The organism is Klebsiella planticola ATCC 33531 (assembly GCF_000735435.1).
Taxonomy (GTDB): Bacteria; Pseudomonadota; Gammaproteobacteria; order Enterobacterales; family Enterobacteriaceae; genus Klebsiella; species Klebsiella planticola.
This window is the reverse complement of sequence record NZ_JMPP01000003.1, coordinates 37,776-54,835: the sequence shown is the minus strand read 5'-3', so window position 1 is coordinate 54,835 and position 17,060 is coordinate 37,776. Positions and strand designations below refer to the sequence as shown.

Sequence of the window (17,060 nt, the reverse complement as noted above, 5' to 3'; positions counted from 1 at the left end):
TTCTCAGCCTATACACTTCATCCTTCGCGCTGCCTCTGCGTTAGCATCGCGTGTTCACCCCAGTCACATAGTTTTCTATGCTGCTGGGGATTCACTTGCTTGCCGTCTTGATGCAACCCGAATGAGATTATGTACGTATATCAGCACCCCGTTGAGAACGGCGATAGTGTAATGATTTTGTGAACTGACGGAAAGCGCTTCAGCGCCTGCCGGGAGGGCTATCAGGGATCCGGCGGCGCAAACCATGCGGATTTGAAATCAAACCAGCCGAGCGTATTCATTCTTACGCCACGCATACTGCGCTGCCCCTGGATCATCAGCCAGTGGTGGATCAGCGGCACGATGGTTTGATTGGCCAGCAGTTGCTGGCTCCAGGTCGCCGGGTTGAGCTCGCCTGCGTGCCAGCGACGGGCATCCTGCTCCCAGTCGACAGGAATACAATGTCGTATCAGCGGGACCTCATACAGTAAGGCAAACAGAGAAAAATCAATCGGTAGGGTAAAGTTGGCGCTGTTTAGCCAGATATCGCTGACCACCTCGCCACGGTGCCACTCTTCGTATTCCAGCTCCTGAATCTCCAGCTTGACCTGATGCTCCGCCAGCAGTGTTGCCATGATCCCGCCCATCACGCGGTGTTCGACGTGATCCCGATAGTAGGTGAGGGTGACAGACTCCAGCCCCGGCGGTTTTTCACAGGCATGACTGCGAGCGTGGTGCCAGCGGGGCAGCAGACCATAGGCCGGGAACCAGTTGCCCTGGTACTGTTCACCGGCGTGATACAGCAGATTGGCGGGCTGTAGCAGATAGCTGAGCCACTGGCGAACCGCGAGATTGCTGCCGAGGGGAGTGCGGGCATCAAACAGCAAATAGTAGCACCCTTCCTCCAGCCGGCTCTCAACCGCTTTCTCACTTTGCGTGGTCCCCTGTAGCGTCAGGCCGCCGTTGGGCTCTTCGCTAATCTCTGGCAGGACCCAGACGTTAACTTCATCAATTAACGCCCGGTAACCGAAATAATCGTCAAAAGCATGGATCTTCAGCTGGTTTTGATTGTTGCGCACCACCGCATAAGGCCCGGTACCTACCGGCATTGCCGAGAAATTCTCCATCGACTGCCATTCACGCGGCAAGACGACGGCCGACACCTGGCCGAGCAGCCACGGTAGCCAGCGATCGGGTTGCGTCAGATGTATATCCAGCGTCCAGGCGGTGGGGGAGGCAATACGTTCAATATGTGAGTAGAGCGGCAGATTGTTGCTGCGCTGCAACGAAGCAATGACATCCTCCATCTCCAGCTCTCTCCCGTGGTGAAAATGAATGCCGGGGCGGAGAAAAAAACGCCAGTGGGTGGGCGTAAGCTGCTGCCAGTGGTGCGCAATATCGGCTTCCAGTTCCCCGTTTTCCTCATTTACCCGCGTCAGGGCGCTAAAGATCTGCCTGGCGATATGGTTTTCCGAGCGGCGCAGCGCGCTGCCGGGGAGCAGGTTTTTCATCGGCCGGTAGTAGAGAACGCGCAGAATATGCCGCCCCTGACGGAAGCTGCGGCCCAGATGCGAGACCAGCATCTGACGAACCGCGGCCTTATCGCCCACCAGCTGGACCAGCTGATCGATACGATCCTGTTCCAGCAGATCCTCGGCCCGCTGCTGCTGCAGCGCCAGGCCGGTATACAGGAAAGCCAGCTTTGAACGTTTGCCGCGCCCGGCTTCCGCTTCCCAGGTTAACCAGCCGCGTTCTTCCATCATATTCAACAGCGTACGCATATGGCGGCGCGAGCAGCAGAGCATCTCCGCCAGTTCGTTAAGGGTTGTCTCCTGCGATTTACCTTCGCAGCACTGCCATAAGCGGATGAACTGTTGTTGCAGACGAGCAGAAGACATAAAAGAGGAACTCCTGATGAAAACTCAGCAATTTATTAATCCCTATATTAGGCCAATAATGCATTCCGATGAAGCGAGGAGGTGAATATGATGAGGTCTACCGCGAAACAGTTCTACCAACGCTACTTTTCTGCGACGCAGGACGCGTCATGGCTGGCCCGCCTGATGGCAGGGAGACAGCAGAAGATTCTTGGCGAGCTGATGCAGTGGGGAGTTACGTCACAGACCTCTGATCATTGACTTGCCCACATCATGTGTGACTGAGTATTGGTGTGTACTTATCCTCTTTCAGACCCAGGCCAGTTGACTGAGCCATAACGTTTCGGTCGCCAGCCTGTCACTTGAAATAGATAGAGTATAAAATCACCCGCCAGCAGATGACTTCTGCTGGCTTTTTTCGTTTTCTTCGCGTGCTTTAAGGACATGACATGCTCTGGTTGATGACGATGGGACGGCGGCTTAACGGTGTATACGCGGCGTTTATGCTGGTCGCTTTTATGATGGGTATTGCGGGCGCGCTGCAGGCGCCAACCCTCAGCTTGTTCCTCAGCCGCGAGGTGGGCGCACAGCCTTTCTGGGTCGGCCTGTTTTATACCGTGAACGCGATCGCCGGTATTCTGGTGAGTCTGGCGCTGGCGAAACGTTCCGATAGCCGGGGGGATCGTCGGCGGTTGATCATGTTCTGCTGTCTGATGGCGGTGGGCAACGCGCTGCTGTTTGCGTTTAACCGTCACTACTTAACATTGATCACCTGCGGGGTGATGCTGGCGTCGATTGCCAATGCCGCGATGCCTCAATTGTTCGCCCTGGCGCGGGAATATGCCGATAGTTCGGCGCGGGAAGTGGTGATGTTCAGCTCGGTCATGCGTGCCCAGCTGTCGCTGGCGTGGGTGATCGGGCCGCCGCTGGCCTTCATGCTGGCGCTGAACTATGGCTTTACCACCATGTTCGCGATTGCGGCCGGTATTTTCGTGATTAGCCTGGCGTTAATTGCCGTTAAGCTGCCGTCGGTTGCCCGGGTGGAACAGCCCACGGAAGCGGCGGGCGTCGTAGCGCAGGCCGGCGGCTGGCAAGATAAAAACGTGCGTATGCTGTTTATCGCGTCGACGCTGATGTGGACCTGCAACACCATGTATATCATCGATATGCCGCTGTGGATCAGTAGCGATCTTGGCTTGCCGGATAGTCTGGCCGGGATCCTGATGGGGACGGCGGCCGGGCTGGAGATCCCGGCGATGATCCTGGCGGGGTATTACGTCAAGCGCTGGGGTAAACGTAAAATGATGGTCGCTGCGGTGGCTGCCGGCGTGCTGTTTTATCTTGGTCTGATCGTGTTTCACGATCGTAGCGCGCTGCTGGCGCTGCAGCTGTTTAACGCCATTTTTATCGGTATTGTCGCCGGGATTGGCATGCTGTGGTTCCAGGATCTGATGCCGGGGCGGGCCGGGGCGGCCACGACGCTGTTTACCAACAGTATTTCCACCGGGGTGATTCTCGCCGGCGTGCTGCAGGGAGCGTTGTCGCAAAACTACGGCCACGCCAGCGTGTACTGGGTCATTGCCGCCATCTCGCTGCTGACGCTGTTTTTGACCAGCAAAGTCAAAGATATTTAGCCAGACGCCGCACCGCAGACTGCTGTGATGCGGCGTGCTTTCAGGACAGAATATTCATCATTTCCCGCAGCTGACGCACGGCAATTTGTCCGGGCGCCGACGCCTGGCCCACGCTGCCAAACGTCATCGCTGAGCCGAACAGGCGCCCGGTGACCCGGCTGACGCCGCCCAGTTTGCCCATCGACATCGTGATTAACGGGCGAGTGGCGTACTGCTCTTTCATGACCAGCGTGGCGGACAGTAATGTCAGCACATCTTGTGGCGACTGAGGCATGACCGCTATTTTCGGCAGATCGGCGCCCAGCTCCTGCATGCGGCGTAGCCGGGCGATGATCTCTTCCTGCGGCGGTGTTTTTTGGAAATCATGATTGCTCATAATCACTTTCACCCCGGCAGTATGAGCTTCGGCGATCAACGCCCGGATCGGCGCTTCATCATTGAAGAGCTCAATATCAATGATGTCCACCAGCCCGCTGGCGACGGCCAGGCGGTTGAGGGCGAAGTACGCGTCATCGCCGAGCTCCGTTGCACCCCCCTCTTTGTGGCTACGGAACGTGAACAGCAGCGGTATATCGGTGAGCAGCCGGCGAATCTCCGTCAGCGCCAGCAGGACCTGCTGCTGGTCATGGACGCGGATAAAGTGGTCGACGCGCCATTCGATAAGATCGGCCCCGGCCTCCGCCAGCGTAAGGGCATGGGCTTTCAGCTCATCGAGCGTCTGGCCGATGAGCGGCACGCAGATTAACGTAGCGCCTTCCTGAAAGGTGATATTTTTAATGGTGACAGCTGTCGTCATGTGAGGGTCCATCGGTCAGGGCCGGGCGGGCGTATTTCGGGTCATCATCCGCGCGAAAAAAGCTAAAAAAATGCCCGGTCACAGGACCGGGCTCGGGTATCAACGGCGTGGTTAGTTCATAAAGGCCGGCAGTTTGTTTTCGTAGGCTGAAATCGCCTCTTCGTGCTGCAGCGTCAGGCCGATGCTATCAAGTCCGTTGAGCATACAGTGGCGGCGGAAGGCATCAATTTTAAAGCTGTAGGTTTTGTCACCCGCTTTCACCAATTCGGATTCCAGATCCACTTCGAACGTCATACCGGGGTTCGCCTGGACCAGCTTGAACATCTCGTCGACCTGTTCATCGCTCAGCGTCACCGGCAGCAGCTGGTTGTTAAAGCTGTTACCGTAAAAGATATCGGCGAAGCTGGGGGCGATAACCACTTTAAAACCGTAATCGGTTAATGCCCACGGCGCATGCTCACGGGAGGAGCCGCAGCCGAAGTTTTCCCGCGCCAGCAGGATCGATGCGCCTTTATACTCCGGGAAGTTCAGGACGAATTCCGGGTTGGGCTGTTGTCCCCGATCGTCAAGAAAACGCCAGTCGTTGAACAGATGCGCGCCAAAACCGGTGCGCGTCACTTTCTGCAGGAACTGCTTAGGAATGATCGCATCGGTATCGACGTTTGCGGCATCCAGCGGAACCACCAGGCCCGTATGTTGGGTAAATTTCTCTGCCATGATGGTCTCCTTATTTGATGTCGCGGATATCGGCGAAATGGCCGGTCACGGCTGCCGCTGCGGCCATAGCCGGGCTGACTAAGTGGGTACGTCCGCCGCGGCCCTGACGGCCTTCAAAGTTACGGTTGCTGGTTGATGCGCAGCGCTCGCCGGGATTCAGGCGATCGTTGTTCATGGCCAGGCACATGGAGCAGCCCGGCAGGCGCCATTCAAAACCGGCTTCGATAAAGATCTTATCCAGTCCTTCGGCTTCCGCCTGAGCTTTCACCGGGCCAGAACCCGGGACCACTAATGCCTGTACGCCCGGCGCGACCTTACGGCCTTTAGCGACTTCGGCCGCGGCACGCAAATCTTCAATACGCGAGTTGGTACAGGAGCCGATGAACACTTTATCGATCGCTACGTCGGTTAACGGGATACCCGGCTTCAGGCCCATATAGGCCAGCGCTTTTTCCGCGCTCGCCCGCTCGACCGGATCGGCAAAAGAGGCCGGGTCGGGAATCATCTCGGTGACGGAGATGACCTGGCCGGGGTTGGTGCCCCAGGTAACCTGCGGGGCAATCTCTTCAGCCTGCAGGGTCACGACGGTATCAAAGGTGGCGTCAGCGTCGGTTTTCAGGGTTTTCCAGTATTCAACGGCAGCGTCGAAGTCCTGGCCTTTTGGCGCATGCAAACGACCCTTCACATAGTTAAACGTGGTTTCATCCGGCGCGACCAGACCGGCTTTCGCACCCATTTCGATGGCCATATTGCACAGCGTCATACGACCTTCCATGCTCAGATCGCGAATGGCTTCACCGCAGAACTCCACCACGTGGCCGGTGCCGCCGGCGCTACCGGTTTTGCCAATGATGGCCAGCACGATATCTTTGGCGGTGATGCCCGGCGCCGCTTTGCCATTAACTTCAATCTTCATGGTTTTGGCACGGCCCTGCTTCAGGGTCTGAGTCGCCAGGACGTGCTCAACTTCAGAGGTGCCGATACCGAAAGCCAGCGCGCCAAACGCGCCGTGAGTGGCGGTGTGGGAATCGCCGCAGACGATGGTCATCCCCGGCAGGGTGACGCCCTGTTCCGGCCCCATCACGTGGACGATACCCTGATACGGGTGGTTCAGATCGTACAGCTCAACGCCGAACTCTTTGCAGTTTTTGATCAGCTCCTGCATCTGAATGCGCGCCATTTCACCGGACGCGTTGATATCTTTCGTCTGAGTGGAAACGTTATGGTCCATGGTAGCGAAGGTTTTCCCCGGCTGACGAACCTGACGGTTGTGCGCGCGCAGGCCGTCAAAGGCCTGTGGTGAGGTCACTTCATGCACCAGATGACGATCGATATACAGCAGCGGGGTTTCGTTTTGCGCCTCATAAACGACATGCGCATCAAACAACTTTTCGTATAAGGTCTTCGCCATGATTACACCCCTTCAGCGACATAGCGGGCAATGATATCGCCCATTTCATCGGTACTGACCGCTGCCGTTCCCCGCGCTAAATCGCCGGTACGCACGCCTTCTTCTAATGCACGGTTGATCGCATTTTCAATCGCGGTTGCCGCGTTATCGGCATCCAGGCTGTAGCGCAGCAGCAGCGCCAGAGAGAGGATCTGCGCGATAGGGTTAGCGATATTTTTACCAGCGATATCCGGGGCTGAGCCACCTGCCGGTTCATACAGACCAAAACCTTGTTCATTGAGGCTGGCCGACGGCAGCATGCCCATTGAACCCGTGATCATGGCGCATTCGTCAGACAGGATGTCGCCGAACAGGTTGGAGCACAGCAGAACGTCGAACTGGGACGGGTCTTTAATCAGCTGCATGGTGGCGTTGTCGATGTACATATGCGCCAGCTCAACGTCCGGGTATTCTTTGGCGACTTCGCTGACTACTTCGCGCCACAGAATGGATGACTGCAGAACGTTCGCTTTATCGATAGAAGTCACTTTATTACGACGTTTGCGCGCGGACTGAAACGCGATATGCGCGATGCGCTCGATTTCAAAGCGATGATAGACCTCGGTATCAAACGCTTTTTCGTGTTGACCGCTGCCTTCGCGGCCTTTCGGCTGGCCGAAGTAGATGCCGCCGGTTAATTCGCGGACGCACAGAATGTCGAAGCCGTTTGCCGCGATATCCGCGCGCAGCGGGCAAAACTCTTCCAGCCCCTGGTACAGCTTCGCCGGACGCAGGTTGCTGAACAGTTTGAAATGTTTACGCAACGGCAGCAGCGCGCCGCGCTCCGGCTGACCGGCCGGCGGCAGATGTTCCCATTTCGGGCCGCCTACGGAGCCGAACAGAATCGCATCGGCCTGCTCACAGCCTTCTACGGTTGCCTGCGGCAGCGGGGTGCCCTGACGGTCGATAGCGATGCCGCCGACGTCATACTGACTGGTGGTAATGCGCATATCAAAACGGTGACGAACGGCTTCCAGTACTTTCATCGCCTGGTTCATGACTTCCGGGCCAATGCCATCACCTGGCAAAACAGCAATATGGTAATTCTTCGACATTACACGGTTTCCTTCTTGTTCTCGTTATTTTGAGCTTTGCGTTGCAATTCTTTTTCGACTTCTGCTGCGCGCCAGATATTGTTCAGCACGTGAACCATGGCTTTCGCGGAGGATTCAACGATATCCGTCGCCAGACCAACGCCGTGGAAGCGACGACCGTTGTAGGTCACGACGATATCTACCTGACCCAGCGCGTCTTTGCCCTGACCTTTGGCGTTCAGGTCATATTTGACCAGCTCAACGTCATAGCCGGTGATACGGTTGATTGCCTGATAAATAGCGTCGACCGGGCCGTTGCCGTTAGCGGCTTCCGCTTTGGTCTCTTCACCGCAGACCAGTTTTACCGAGGCCGTGGCGATATCGCTGGAGCCTGACTGCACGCTGAAGTAATCCAGGCGGAAATGCTCCGGCTCTTCCTGCTGTTTGTTGATGAACGCCAGCGCTTCCAGATCGTAATCAAAGACCTGGCCTTTTTTGTCTGCCAGCTTCAGGAATGCGTCGTAGAGGTGATCCATATTGTAGTCGGTATCTTTGTAGCCCATCTCTTCCATACGGTGTTTCACTGCCGCACGGCCGGAGCGGGAAGTCAGGTTCAGCTGCACCTGATTCAGACCGATGGATTCCGGGGTCATGATTTCGTAGTTTTCGCGGTTCTTCAGCACGCCGTCCTGGTGGATACCGGAGGAGTGGGCGAAGGCGCCGGTGCCGACGATGGCTTTGTTCGCCGGGATCGGCATGTTGCAAATCTGGCTGACCGTCTGGCTGGTACGCCAGATTTCATTGTGATTAATGCCGGTGCGGACATTCATAATGTCTTTGCGCACCTTGATGGCCATAATCACTTCTTCCAGCGAACAGTTGCCCGCGCGCTCACCGATGCCGTTCATGGCGCCTTCGACCTGACGCGCGCCGGCGTGGACCGCAGCGATGGCGTTGCCGACGGCCAGACCTAAGTCGTCATGGGTGTGCACGGAGATGATGGCTTTGTCGATATTAGGGACGCGATCGTACAGGCCGGTAATGATGTTAGAGAACTCGAACGGCATGGTGTAGCCGACGGTGTCCGGGATATTAATCGTCGTGGCGCCGGCGTTGATGGCGGCTTCTACCACGCGCGCCAGATCGGCGATCGGCGTACGGCCCGCATCTTCACAGGAGAATTCGACGTCGTCGGTATAATTTCGTGCGCGTTTAATCATATAGATTGCGCGCTCGATGACCTCATCCAGGGTGCTACGCAGCTTGGTGGCGATGTGCATCGGCGAGGTGGCGATAAAAGTGTGAATGCGGAACGCTTCAGCGACTTTTAAGGATTCTGCCGCCACATCAATGTCTTTCTCGACGCAGCGGGCCAGGGCGCAGACGCGGCTGTTTTTGATGGTACGCGCGATGGTTTGTACGGACTCGAAGTCGCCAGGAGATGAGACCGGGAAGCCGACTTCCATCACATCAACGCCCATCCGCTCCAGGGCCATCGCAATCTGCAGCTTCTCTTTCACGCTCAGGCTGGCCTGTAACGCTTGCTCCCCGTCACGTAAGGTCGTATCGAAAATAATGACTTGCTGGCTCATGGTTTAGATCCTTAATCGGTGTCCTGGGCGCCTTGCTGACGAGCATAAAAAAACCCGCGCAATGGCGCGGGTTTTATAGTCTTGCTGGAAGATGACTTAACGCTGAACGTCGCCCAACAGCCTACCGCGCATAGTGGATGCGTTTAGTAGTAGTAGGCCGGTGAAACGAGTGGTGCGAATCATTGCGTCATGCTCCAGATGAAATCGATATGCTTTTAGAGTTACTGGATACGCGTTTTGATGTCAACCCCTGATAAAGAAAAACATCTGTTTGCTGTCGGGAGGTATTAGCTAATTGTGCTGGCGATCGCGCATTTTTGCCGACGATAGTATCAGGAGGTGAAGTTGTCAGGAATGAAAGTAAACGGGCCACCGCTATTCTGTTTCATCCGGGAGGGGAAAAACGTGAATAAGTGGGAGTGTATATCGAAATGAAGTCGCCAGATTTATTGATTTTATGAACATTTTGTCTTGAGAGCATGTGAATCATCAATGATAACAGAGTATTCATTTAAAACAGACGGCGAAATAATGTGTTAATCATACTTAAATTAAAGTTAATTGCGGTGGGTGTTGTTTGTTTTTTCTAATTATGAGTACACTTTACATTATCAAGTAACGGATAGGGTTTAAGTGAGTTAGGAATTTTCCCGATAATTTAGCGGATCTGGCTTCACTTATAATTTTGATAAATTCCTAAAATGCGCGCCTGCTCTTTTGTAAATGACATATGTATGGTAAATGATATTTCCTCTATTGATTGCCGCATTTTTAAAAGGGAATTAAACGTGATGGTGGAGCTGGATATGATAATTGAAAACTCTGAGAGGACACTCCCCTCCGGTGAGGAGGTCACCAAACCTCAGCTTAGAACGGTCGATCTTAATCTGCTTACCGTTTTTGATGCGGTAATGCAGGAACAAAATATTACGCGGGCGGCGCATTCGCTGGGGATGTCTCAGCCCGCGGTGAGCAATGCCGTAGCACGATTGAAAGTGATGTTTAACGATGAGCTGTTCGTGCGTTATGGGCGGGGGATCCAGCCGACGGCGCGTGCATTTCAGCTATTTGGCTCAATACGCCAGGCGCTGCAGCTGGTGCAAAATGAGTTACCGGGGTCCGATTTTGAACCGATAAGCAGCGAGCGCATTTTTAATCTATGCATTTGTAGCCCGTTAGATAACTATCTTACTTCGGTTATATTTAACAAAGTTAACGAAGTTGCACCGAATATTCATTTAATTTTTAAAGCATCACTTAATCAAAACACCGAACATCAATTACGTTATCAGGAAATAGAGTTTGTGGTTGGCTATGAGGAGTTTCGCCGCCCCGAGTTTGCCTGTGTGCCGTTGTTTAAAGATGAAATGATATTAGTCGCCAGCTGTAAACACCCGCGTATTTCCGGACCGGTAACGGAAGCAGATATTTATCGCGAAGAACATGCGGTTGTGGCTTTGGATCGCTATGCTTCGTTTAGCCTGCCCTGGTACAGCTCTGTCAATAAGCAGACGCAAATTGCGTATCAAGGGAATGCGATGGTCAGCGTACTTAATGTGGTATCACAAACCCATATGGTGGCCATTGCCCCGCGCTGGCTGGCGAGTGAGTATGCAGAAAAGCTGAACCTGCAATTATTGCCACTATCGCTAAAAGTGAATAACCGTACCTGTTTTCTTTCCTGGCATGAGGCTGCCGGAAGAGATAAAGGTCATCAGTGGATGCAAGATCTGCTGGTGCGAATTTGCCAGCGCTAAATATAGCTGTGCCTGAGCGGGAGCGGTCGCTCTCGCTTTATGTGATCAAAACCACAAAATATAGAATTTTATCCTGTTTGCCGCTCTCCGCCTGCGCGTGCAGCAAGTGAAAAATGGATGAATTTCTGTCATCAGACAATTTGTCCGAGTAATTTCAGCGCTCGCATCTTATTTATGAAGCTTTCAACCACGTTTCATATCAAATTCTTATCTTTTATTCTTTTGGTGGCTCACATACGCCTGAGGTCGCTAATTGCCTGCCCGTTGGCGAGCAGTTATGGTAAGAGCACGCAGTCCATTCACCTCAATGGCCAGGAGCCGATTCCTGGCATTGTGCGAACGCGCGGAAATTGAATTCTGCTGTCGTTAGAAACAATAAGCCTGGAGGCAAACCATGGAGATGTTGTCAGGAGCCGAGATGGTCGTCCAATCGCTTGTCGATCAGGGCGTCAAGCAAGTATTCGGTTACCCCGGAGGCGCGGTCCTCGATATCTATGATGCATTACATACCCTGGGGGGTATCGACCATATTCTGGTGCGCCACGAGCAGGCGGCGGTGCATATGGCGGACGGCCTTGCCCGAGCGACCGGGGAAGTAGGGGTTGTGCTGGTGACTTCGGGTCCGGGCGCGACCAATGCCATTACCGGTATTGCAACGGCATACATGGATTCTGTTCCGCTGGTGATTCTCTCCGGGCAGGTCGCGACTTCCCTGATTGGTTATGACGCCTTCCAGGAGTGCGATATGGTCGGTATCTCCCGGCCGGTGGTGAAACACAGTTTTCTGGTCAAGCAGACGGAAGATATTCCCGGCGTGCTGAAAAAAGCGTTCTGGCTGGCTGCCAGCGGGCGTCCGGGTCCGGTGGTTGTTGATTTACCAAAAGATATCCTTAATCCGGCGAACAAGTTGCCGTACGCGTGGCCGGATACCGTCAGCATGCGTTCTTACAATCCGACGACCAGTGGTCATAAAGGGCAAATTAAACGCGCTCTGCAGACGCTGGTAGCGGCAAAACATCCGGTGGTCTACGTCGGCGGCGGGGCGATTAACGCTGGATGTGAAGAACAGCTGCGCACCCTGGTAGAAAAACTGAATCTGCCGGTTGCGTCATCGCTGATGGGGCTCGGTGCGTTTCCGGCCACCCATTCCCAGGCGTTAGGTATGCTGGGGATGCATGGGACGTATGAAGCCAACATGACGATGCATCACTCCGATGTCATCTTTGCCGTCGGCGTGCGTTTTGACGATCGCACAACCAACAATCTGGCGAAGTACTGCCCGAATGCGACGGTGCTGCATATCGATATCGATCCGACCTCTATTTCGAAAACGGTGCCGGCGGATGTGCCGATCGTCGGCGATGCGCGTCAGGTACTGGATCAAATGCTTGAACTGCTGGAGCAGGAAGAAGCGCAGCAGCCGCTGGATGAGATCCGCGACTGGTGGCAACAGATCGAGCAGTGGCGCGCGCGCCACTGCCTGCAATACGATACGCAAAGCGGCAAGATCAAACCGCAGGCCGTCATCGAGACTATCTGGCGCCTGACCAACGGCGATGCCTACGTCACCTCCGATGTGGGTCAGCACCAGATGTTTGCCGCCCTTTACTATCCTTTCGACAAGCCAAGACGTTGGATTAACTCAGGTGGTCTCGGCACGATGGGCTTCGGTTTGCCTGCTGCTCTCGGCGTGAAGATGGCCTTGCCGGAAGAAACGGTCGTTTGCGTGACCGGCGATGGCAGTATCCAGATGAATATTCAGGAGCTTTCCACTGCGCTGCAGTATGAGCTGCCGGTGCTGGTGTTGAATCTGAACAACCGCTACCTCGGGATGGTGAAGCAGTGGCAGGATATGATCTATTCCGGTCGCCATTCACAATCTTATATGGAGTCGCTACCAGATTTCGTCCGGCTTGCGGAAGCCTATGGGCACGTAGGGATTCGCATCAGCGAACCGCAGGAGCTGGAGTCTAAGCTGGCCGAAGCGCTGGAACAGGTGCGTAATCATCGTCTGGTGTTCGTTGATGTGACGGTGGACGGCAGCGAGCATGTGTATCCCATGCAGATCCGCGGCGGCGGCATGGATGAGATGTGGTTGAGCAAAACGGAGAGAACCTGATTATGCGCCGGATATTATCTGTATTACTGGAAAACGAATCAGGCGCCTTATCACGCGTCATCGGCCTTTTCGCCCAGCGCGGGTATAACATTGAAAGCCTGACGGTGGCCCCCACCGACGATCCGACGCTTTCGAGAATGACTATCCAGACCGTTGGCGATGAGAAAGCGATCGAGCAAATTGAAAAACAGCTGCACAAGCTGGTGGATGTCCTGCGTGTCAGCGAGCTGGGGCAGAATTCGCACGTTGAGCGTGAAATCATGCTGGTGAAAGTCCAGGCGAGCGGTTTTGGCCGTGAAGAGGTGAAGCGCAATACGGAGATTTTCCGCGGGCAAATCATCGATGTCACGCCGTCACTGTATACCGTCCAGCTGGTCGGGACCAGCGATAAACTGGACGCCTTTATTGCTTCGTTACGCGACGTTGCGCGGATTGTCGAAGTGGCACGCTCCGGTGTGGTAGGACTCTCGCGCGGCGATAAAATCATGCGCTGAGTCCCTGAAACTGACGTAAAAATAGCCCGACACAATCTGTCGGGTTATTTTTTTGCGAAATCGGTGGGAACTGTAGACAAAACCGGTTGCTGCGCTAACTATTCTGCGTTTAGATGTTATGAAAATGAATCCATAGCTGAAGAAAGGTTATGTTCTGTACTCATTACCCAAGGGGCAATTGTGAAACTGGATGAAATCGCCCGGCTGGCCGGTGTCTCGCGTACCACCGCTAGCTATGTGATTAACGGTAAAGCGAAACAGTACCGCGTCAGCGACAAAACGGTCGAAAAGGTGATGGCCGTCGTTCGTGAGCACAACTACCATCCGAATGCGGTCGCTGCTGGCTTGCGTGCAGGACGCACGCGTTCTATTGGTCTGGTGATTCCCGATCTGGAAAATACCAGCTATACCCGTATTGCTAACTATCTTGAGCGTCAGGCGCGCCAGCGCGGCTATCAGCTGCTGATCGCCTGTTCGGAAGATCAGCCTGACAACGAGATGCGCTGCATTGAGCATCTGCTACAGCGCCAGGTGGATGCCATTATCGTCTCGACGTCATTACCTCCTGAGCACCCGTTCTATCAGCGCTGGGCCAACGATCCTTTCCCGATTGTCGCCCTGGATCGCGCGCTCGATCGCGAGCACTTCACCAGCGTTGTTGGCGCCGATCAGGATGATGCCGAAATGCTGGCCGCCGAACTGCGCAAATTCCCGGGGGAAAACGTCCTGTATCTTGGCGCGCTACCGGAGCTGTCGGTCAGTTTCCTGCGTGAACAGGGCTTCCGTACCGCGTGGCATGATGATCCGCGTGAAGTGCAGTATCTGTACGCCAACAGCTTTGAACGCGAAGCGGCAGGGCAGCTGTTTGAGAAATGGCTGGAAACGCATCCAATGCCGCAGGCGCTGTTCACAACCTCATTTCCGCTGTTGCAGGGGGTGATGGATGTGACGCTGCGTCGGGAAGGGAAGCTGCCGTCCGAACTGGCTATTGCGACCTTCGGCGACAATGAGCTGCTCGATTTCCTGCAGTGTCCGGTACTGGCCGTGGCCCAGCGCCACCGCGATGTGGCGGAACGCGTGCTGGAAATTGTCCTCGCCAGCCTTGATGAGCCGCGTAAGCCAAAACCGGGGTTAAGCCGTATCCGTCGTAATTTGTATCGCCGGGGAAGTTTGAACCGTCGCTGATGCGCCAGGCTTTCGATCGCCGCATCGGCGTGTGTTAAAAAGCCGGAAAAGAGTGGCACGACTCGCCAGACGAAAGTCGTCTGGCGATAATCCGTACAAATTACCATAAAAAAGTAAATTTGAATCGCTTTCAGACAAATCCCTAAACTTCTTTACGCATTATTTTGTTTTATTCTGGAGTCGCCGCTTTCCGGCGCCCGTTAGCTATAAAAAAAGTTAAATCAGTCTTTATTTGTATTATTTTGTTACATTCATTAAGTTAATCGCTGAATTAACACTCATTTTACGGCTCATCACCCGGCCATCTCCCTGCACCCCGCGACAAGAGTGCTTCTCTGACGATAACAGGCACTGTTAACGGACATCATAATCGCCTAAAATGCCGCTCGCGTCGCAAACTGACACTTTATATTTTCCCACCGAAGATATTTTGTTGCTTTTAACTGTTACGAATTTGTTGGTTGTTTTCTTACACGTATTCATAGCGTTAATTTGCCTCGTTTGTTGATGATTATTTCATCAGGCCTAATATCGGCTGCAAATAATGGGTTTTTGAGCTTCGTTGGTATTCGTGCTGGCTTGACAAGCTTTTCCTCCGCTCCGTAAACTCCTTCTGGTGGGAATTTGTGGGTTAAAGTGGCGAAAAGGGGTGAGGCTGGCATGTTCCGTGGGGCAACGTTAGTCAATCTCGACAGCAAAGGCCGTCTGGCCGTACCGACGCGTTACCGCGACGGGCTGATCGAAGACGCTTCCGGTCAACTGGTTTGTACCATTGACATTCATCACCCGTGCCTGCTGCTTTACCCCTTGCCTGAATGGGAAATCATCGAGCAAAAATTGTCGCGTTTATCGAGCATGAATCCCGTTGAGCGGCGCGTCCAGCGTCTGCTTTTGGGTCATGCCAGCGAATGTCAGATGGATAATGCCGGGCGTCTCCTGATTGCGCCGGTGTTACGGCAGCATGCCGGGCTGACAAAAGAAGTGATGCTGGTCGGACAGTTCAATAAGTTTGAACTGTGGGATGAAACGACCTGGTATCAACGGGTCAAGGAAGATATCGACGCTGAGCAGTCGTCTACCGACGCGTTGTCGGAGCGTCTGCAGGATTTGTCTCTATAACATGATGGAAAATTTTAAACACACTACGGTACTTCTGGATGAAGCGGTTAACGGCCTGAATATTCGTCCGGATGGTATCTACATTGATGGGACCTTTGGTCGCGGTGGACACTCGCGCCTGATCCTTTCCCAACTGGGAGCGGAAGGACGCTTGCTGGCTATCGATCGCGATCCGCAGGCTATCGCCGTGGCGAAGACCATCGATGACCCTCGCTTTTCCATCGTACATGGACCTTTCTCTGCGCTGGCTGATTATGTTAGTGAGCGCGGACTAACTGGCAAGATCGACGGTATTCTTCTCGATCTTGGTGTCTCTTCACCTCAGCTTGATGACGCAGAGCGTGGCTTCTCGTTTATGCGCGATGGTCCGCTGGATATGCGTATGGACCCCACACGCGGCCAGTCTGCCGCCGAGTGGCTTCAGACGGCGGACGAAGCGGATATCGCCTGGGTGATTAAAACCTTCGGCGAAGAGCGCTTCGGTAAGCGTATTGCGCGCGCCATCGTCGAGCGTAACCGTATCGAGCCCATGACCCGCACGAAAGAGCTGGCGGAAGTGGTGACGGCGGCGACGCCGGTGAAGGACAAATTCAAACATCCCGCGACCCGTACCTTCCAGGCGGTGCGCATCTGGGTGAACAGTGAACTGGAGGAGATAGAGCAGGCGCTAAAAAGCTCGCTCAGCGTGCTGGCCCCGGGCGGGCGGCTTTCGATCATCAGTTTCCACTCGCTGGAAGACCGTATTGTGAAGCGCTTCATGCGTGAGCAAAGCCGCGGTCCGCAGGTTCCGGCCGGGTTACCGATGACCGAAGAGCAGCTCAAAAAACTGGGTGGCCGTGAGTTGCGAGCACTAGGCAAGTTGATGCCGGGCGAAGAAGAGGTGGCAGAGAATCCACGGGCCCGTAGTTCAGTTCTGCGCATTGCAGAGAGGACGAACGCATGATCGGCAGAGTGACAGAAGCCTTAAGCAAAGTTAAAGGATCGTTAGGAAGCAACGAGCGCCATGCCTTGCCTGGCGTCATCGGGGACGATCTTCTGCGGTTTGGGAAGCTGCCACTCTGCCTGTTCATTTGCATCATCATTACGGCGATTACCGTGGTGACGACGGCTCACCATACCCGTCTGTTAACCGCGCAGCGTGAACAACTGGTTCTGGAACGTGACGCGCTGGATATTGAATGGCGAAACCTGATCCTCGAAGAGAACGCGCTCGGCGATCATAGTCGGGTTGAGCGGATCGCGACCGAGAAGTTGCAGATGCAACACGTCGATCCATCACAAGAAAATATCGTTGTACAAAAATAAGG

At 54.5% G+C, this 17,060-nt stretch carries 16 protein-coding genes; 9 read left to right on the top strand and 7 right to left on the bottom strand.

Features of this window, described 5'->3' with window-relative positions:
- Positions 1 to 221 precede the first annotated feature (221 nt).
- Positions 222 to 1,877, bottom strand: a complete 1,656-nt coding sequence (gene sgrR, locus GRPL_RS24710) for an HTH-type transcriptional regulator SgrR (RefSeq protein ID WP_032689496.1) — start codon at positions 1,875 to 1,877, stop codon at positions 222 to 224.
- 87 nt (positions 1,878 to 1,964) lie between these two features.
- Here sgrR and sgrT point away from each other — a divergent pair, with 87 nt between their 5' ends.
- Positions 1,965 to 2,117 carry a glucose uptake inhibitor SgrT gene (gene sgrT / locus GRPL_RS26365; protein WP_004857824.1) on the top strand — a complete coding sequence of 51 codons (153 nt, stop codon included), beginning with the start codon at positions 1,965 to 1,967 and terminating at the stop codon, positions 2,115 to 2,117.
- 188 nt (positions 2,118 to 2,305) lie between these two features.
- Positions 2,306 to 3,490 (top strand): sugar efflux transporter, encoded by a 1,185-nt coding sequence (locus tag GRPL_RS24715; RefSeq protein ID WP_032698168.1) that lies wholly within the window; start codon positions 2,306 to 2,308, stop codon positions 3,488 to 3,490.
- A gap of 40 nt (positions 3,491 to 3,530) precedes the next feature.
- Here the strand turns inward: GRPL_RS24715 and aroD are convergent, their stop codons facing one another.
- The 6 genes from aroD to leuL all read right to left on the bottom strand — a co-directional run bounded on the left by aroD (position 3,531) and on the right by leuL (position 9,262).
- Positions 3,531 to 4,286, bottom strand: a complete 756-nt coding sequence (gene aroD / locus GRPL_RS24720; protein ID WP_032689494.1) for a type I 3-dehydroquinate dehydratase — start codon at positions 4,284 to 4,286, stop codon at positions 3,531 to 3,533.
- Positions 4,287 to 4,397: 111 nt separating this feature from the next.
- Positions 4,398 to 5,003 carry a 3-isopropylmalate dehydratase small subunit gene (gene leuD / locus GRPL_RS24725; RefSeq protein WP_032689493.1) on the bottom strand — a complete coding sequence of 202 codons (606 nt, stop codon included), beginning with the start codon at positions 5,001 to 5,003 and terminating at the stop codon, positions 4,398 to 4,400.
- A gap of 10 nt (positions 5,004 to 5,013) precedes the next feature.
- Positions 5,014 to 6,414 (bottom strand): 3-isopropylmalate dehydratase large subunit, encoded by a 1,401-nt coding sequence (gene leuC, locus GRPL_RS24730; RefSeq protein ID WP_032689492.1) that lies wholly within the window; start codon positions 6,412 to 6,414, stop codon positions 5,014 to 5,016.
- 2 nt (positions 6,415 to 6,416) lie between these two features.
- On the bottom strand, positions 6,417 to 7,508 hold the full coding sequence (leuB, locus tag GRPL_RS24735) for a 3-isopropylmalate dehydrogenase (RefSeq protein ID WP_032689491.1): 1,092 nt from the start codon (positions 7,506 to 7,508) through the stop codon (positions 6,417 to 6,419).
- Entirely contained in the window at positions 7,508 to 9,079 is a 1,572-nt protein-coding gene (gene leuA, locus GRPL_RS24740) for a 2-isopropylmalate synthase (protein ID WP_032697254.1), read from the bottom strand. The genes leuB and leuA overlap by 1 nt, the downstream gene beginning before the upstream one ends.
- A gap of 96 nt (positions 9,080 to 9,175) precedes the next feature.
- A complete protein-coding gene (gene leuL / locus GRPL_RS27660; RefSeq protein ID WP_049267590.1) occupies positions 9,176 to 9,262 on the bottom strand; it encodes a leu operon leader peptide in 87 nt (28 codons plus the stop codon).
- Between the two features lie 605 nt (positions 9,263 to 9,867).
- Between leuL and leuO the strand changes: the two genes are divergently transcribed.
- The 7 genes from leuO (at position 9,868) to ftsL (ending at position 17,058) form a co-directional block, all read left to right on the top strand.
- A complete protein-coding gene (gene leuO, locus GRPL_RS24745) occupies positions 9,868 to 10,836 on the top strand; it encodes a transcriptional regulator LeuO (RefSeq protein WP_099973374.1) in 969 nt (322 codons plus the stop codon).
- Between the two features lie 394 nt (positions 10,837 to 11,230).
- Positions 11,231 to 12,955, top strand: a complete 1,725-nt coding sequence (gene ilvI, locus GRPL_RS24750) for an acetolactate synthase 3 large subunit (protein ID WP_032689489.1) — start codon at positions 11,231 to 11,233, stop codon at positions 12,953 to 12,955.
- Positions 12,956 to 12,957: 2 nt separating this feature from the next.
- A complete protein-coding gene (gene ilvN, locus GRPL_RS24755) occupies positions 12,958 to 13,449 on the top strand; it encodes an acetolactate synthase small subunit (protein WP_004857843.1) in 492 nt (163 codons plus the stop codon).
- A 180-nt stretch (positions 13,450 to 13,629) separates the two neighbouring features.
- Entirely contained in the window at positions 13,630 to 14,634 is a 1,005-nt protein-coding gene (cra, locus tag GRPL_RS24760; protein ID WP_032689488.1) for a catabolite repressor/activator, read from the top strand.
- Between the two features lie 660 nt (positions 14,635 to 15,294).
- Positions 15,295 to 15,753 carry a division/cell wall cluster transcriptional repressor MraZ gene (gene mraZ, locus GRPL_RS24765; protein WP_004857850.1) on the top strand — a complete coding sequence of 153 codons (459 nt, stop codon included), beginning with the start codon at positions 15,295 to 15,297 and terminating at the stop codon, positions 15,751 to 15,753.
- 1 nt (position 15,754) lies between these two features.
- Positions 15,755 to 16,696, top strand: a complete 942-nt coding sequence (rsmH, locus tag GRPL_RS24770) for a 16S rRNA (cytosine(1402)-N(4))-methyltransferase RsmH (protein WP_004857852.1) — start codon at positions 15,755 to 15,757, stop codon at positions 16,694 to 16,696.
- Entirely contained in the window at positions 16,693 to 17,058 is a 366-nt protein-coding gene (gene ftsL, locus GRPL_RS24775; protein WP_004857854.1) for a cell division protein FtsL, read from the top strand. Before rsmH ends, ftsL begins: the two co-directional genes overlap by 4 nt.
- The last annotated feature ends 2 nt before the right edge of the window (positions 17,059 to 17,060 follow it).

Coding starts and splice junctions, on each gene's coding strand:
- sgrR (WP_032689496.1), bottom strand. CDS start 1,877: ATGTCTTCTGCTCGTCTGCAACAACAGTTCATCCGCTTATGGCAGTGC.
- sgrT (WP_004857824.1), top strand. CDS start 1,965: ATGATGAGGTCTACCGCGAAACAGTTCTACCAACGCTACTTTTCTGCG.
- GRPL_RS24715 (WP_032698168.1), top strand. CDS start 2,306: ATGCTCTGGTTGATGACGATGGGACGGCGGCTTAACGGTGTATACGCG.
- aroD (WP_032689494.1), bottom strand. CDS start 4,286: ATGACGACAGCTGTCACCATTAAAAATATCACCTTTCAGGAAGGCGCT.
- leuD (WP_032689493.1), bottom strand. CDS start 5,003: ATGGCAGAGAAATTTACCCAACATACGGGCCTGGTGGTTCCGCTGGAT.
- leuC (WP_032689492.1), bottom strand. CDS start 6,414: ATGGCGAAGACCTTATACGAAAAGTTGTTTGATGCGCATGTCGTTTAT.
- leuB (WP_032689491.1), bottom strand. CDS start 7,508: ATGTCGAAGAATTACCATATTGCTGTTTTGCCAGGTGATGGCATTGGC.
- leuA (WP_032697254.1), bottom strand. CDS start 9,079: ATGAGCCAGCAAGTCATTATTTTCGATACGACCTTACGTGACGGGGAG.
- leuL (WP_049267590.1), bottom strand. CDS start 9,262: ATGATTCGCACCACTCGTTTCACCGGCCTACTACTACTAAACGCATCC.
- ilvI (WP_032689489.1), top strand. CDS start 11,231: ATGGAGATGTTGTCAGGAGCCGAGATGGTCGTCCAATCGCTTGTCGAT.
- ilvN (WP_004857843.1), top strand. CDS start 12,958: ATGCGCCGGATATTATCTGTATTACTGGAAAACGAATCAGGCGCCTTA.
- mraZ (WP_004857850.1), top strand. CDS start 15,295: ATGTTCCGTGGGGCAACGTTAGTCAATCTCGACAGCAAAGGCCGTCTG.
- rsmH (WP_004857852.1), top strand. CDS start 15,755: ATGATGGAAAATTTTAAACACACTACGGTACTTCTGGATGAAGCGGTT.
- ftsL (WP_004857854.1), top strand. CDS start 16,693: ATGATCGGCAGAGTGACAGAAGCCTTAAGCAAAGTTAAAGGATCGTTA.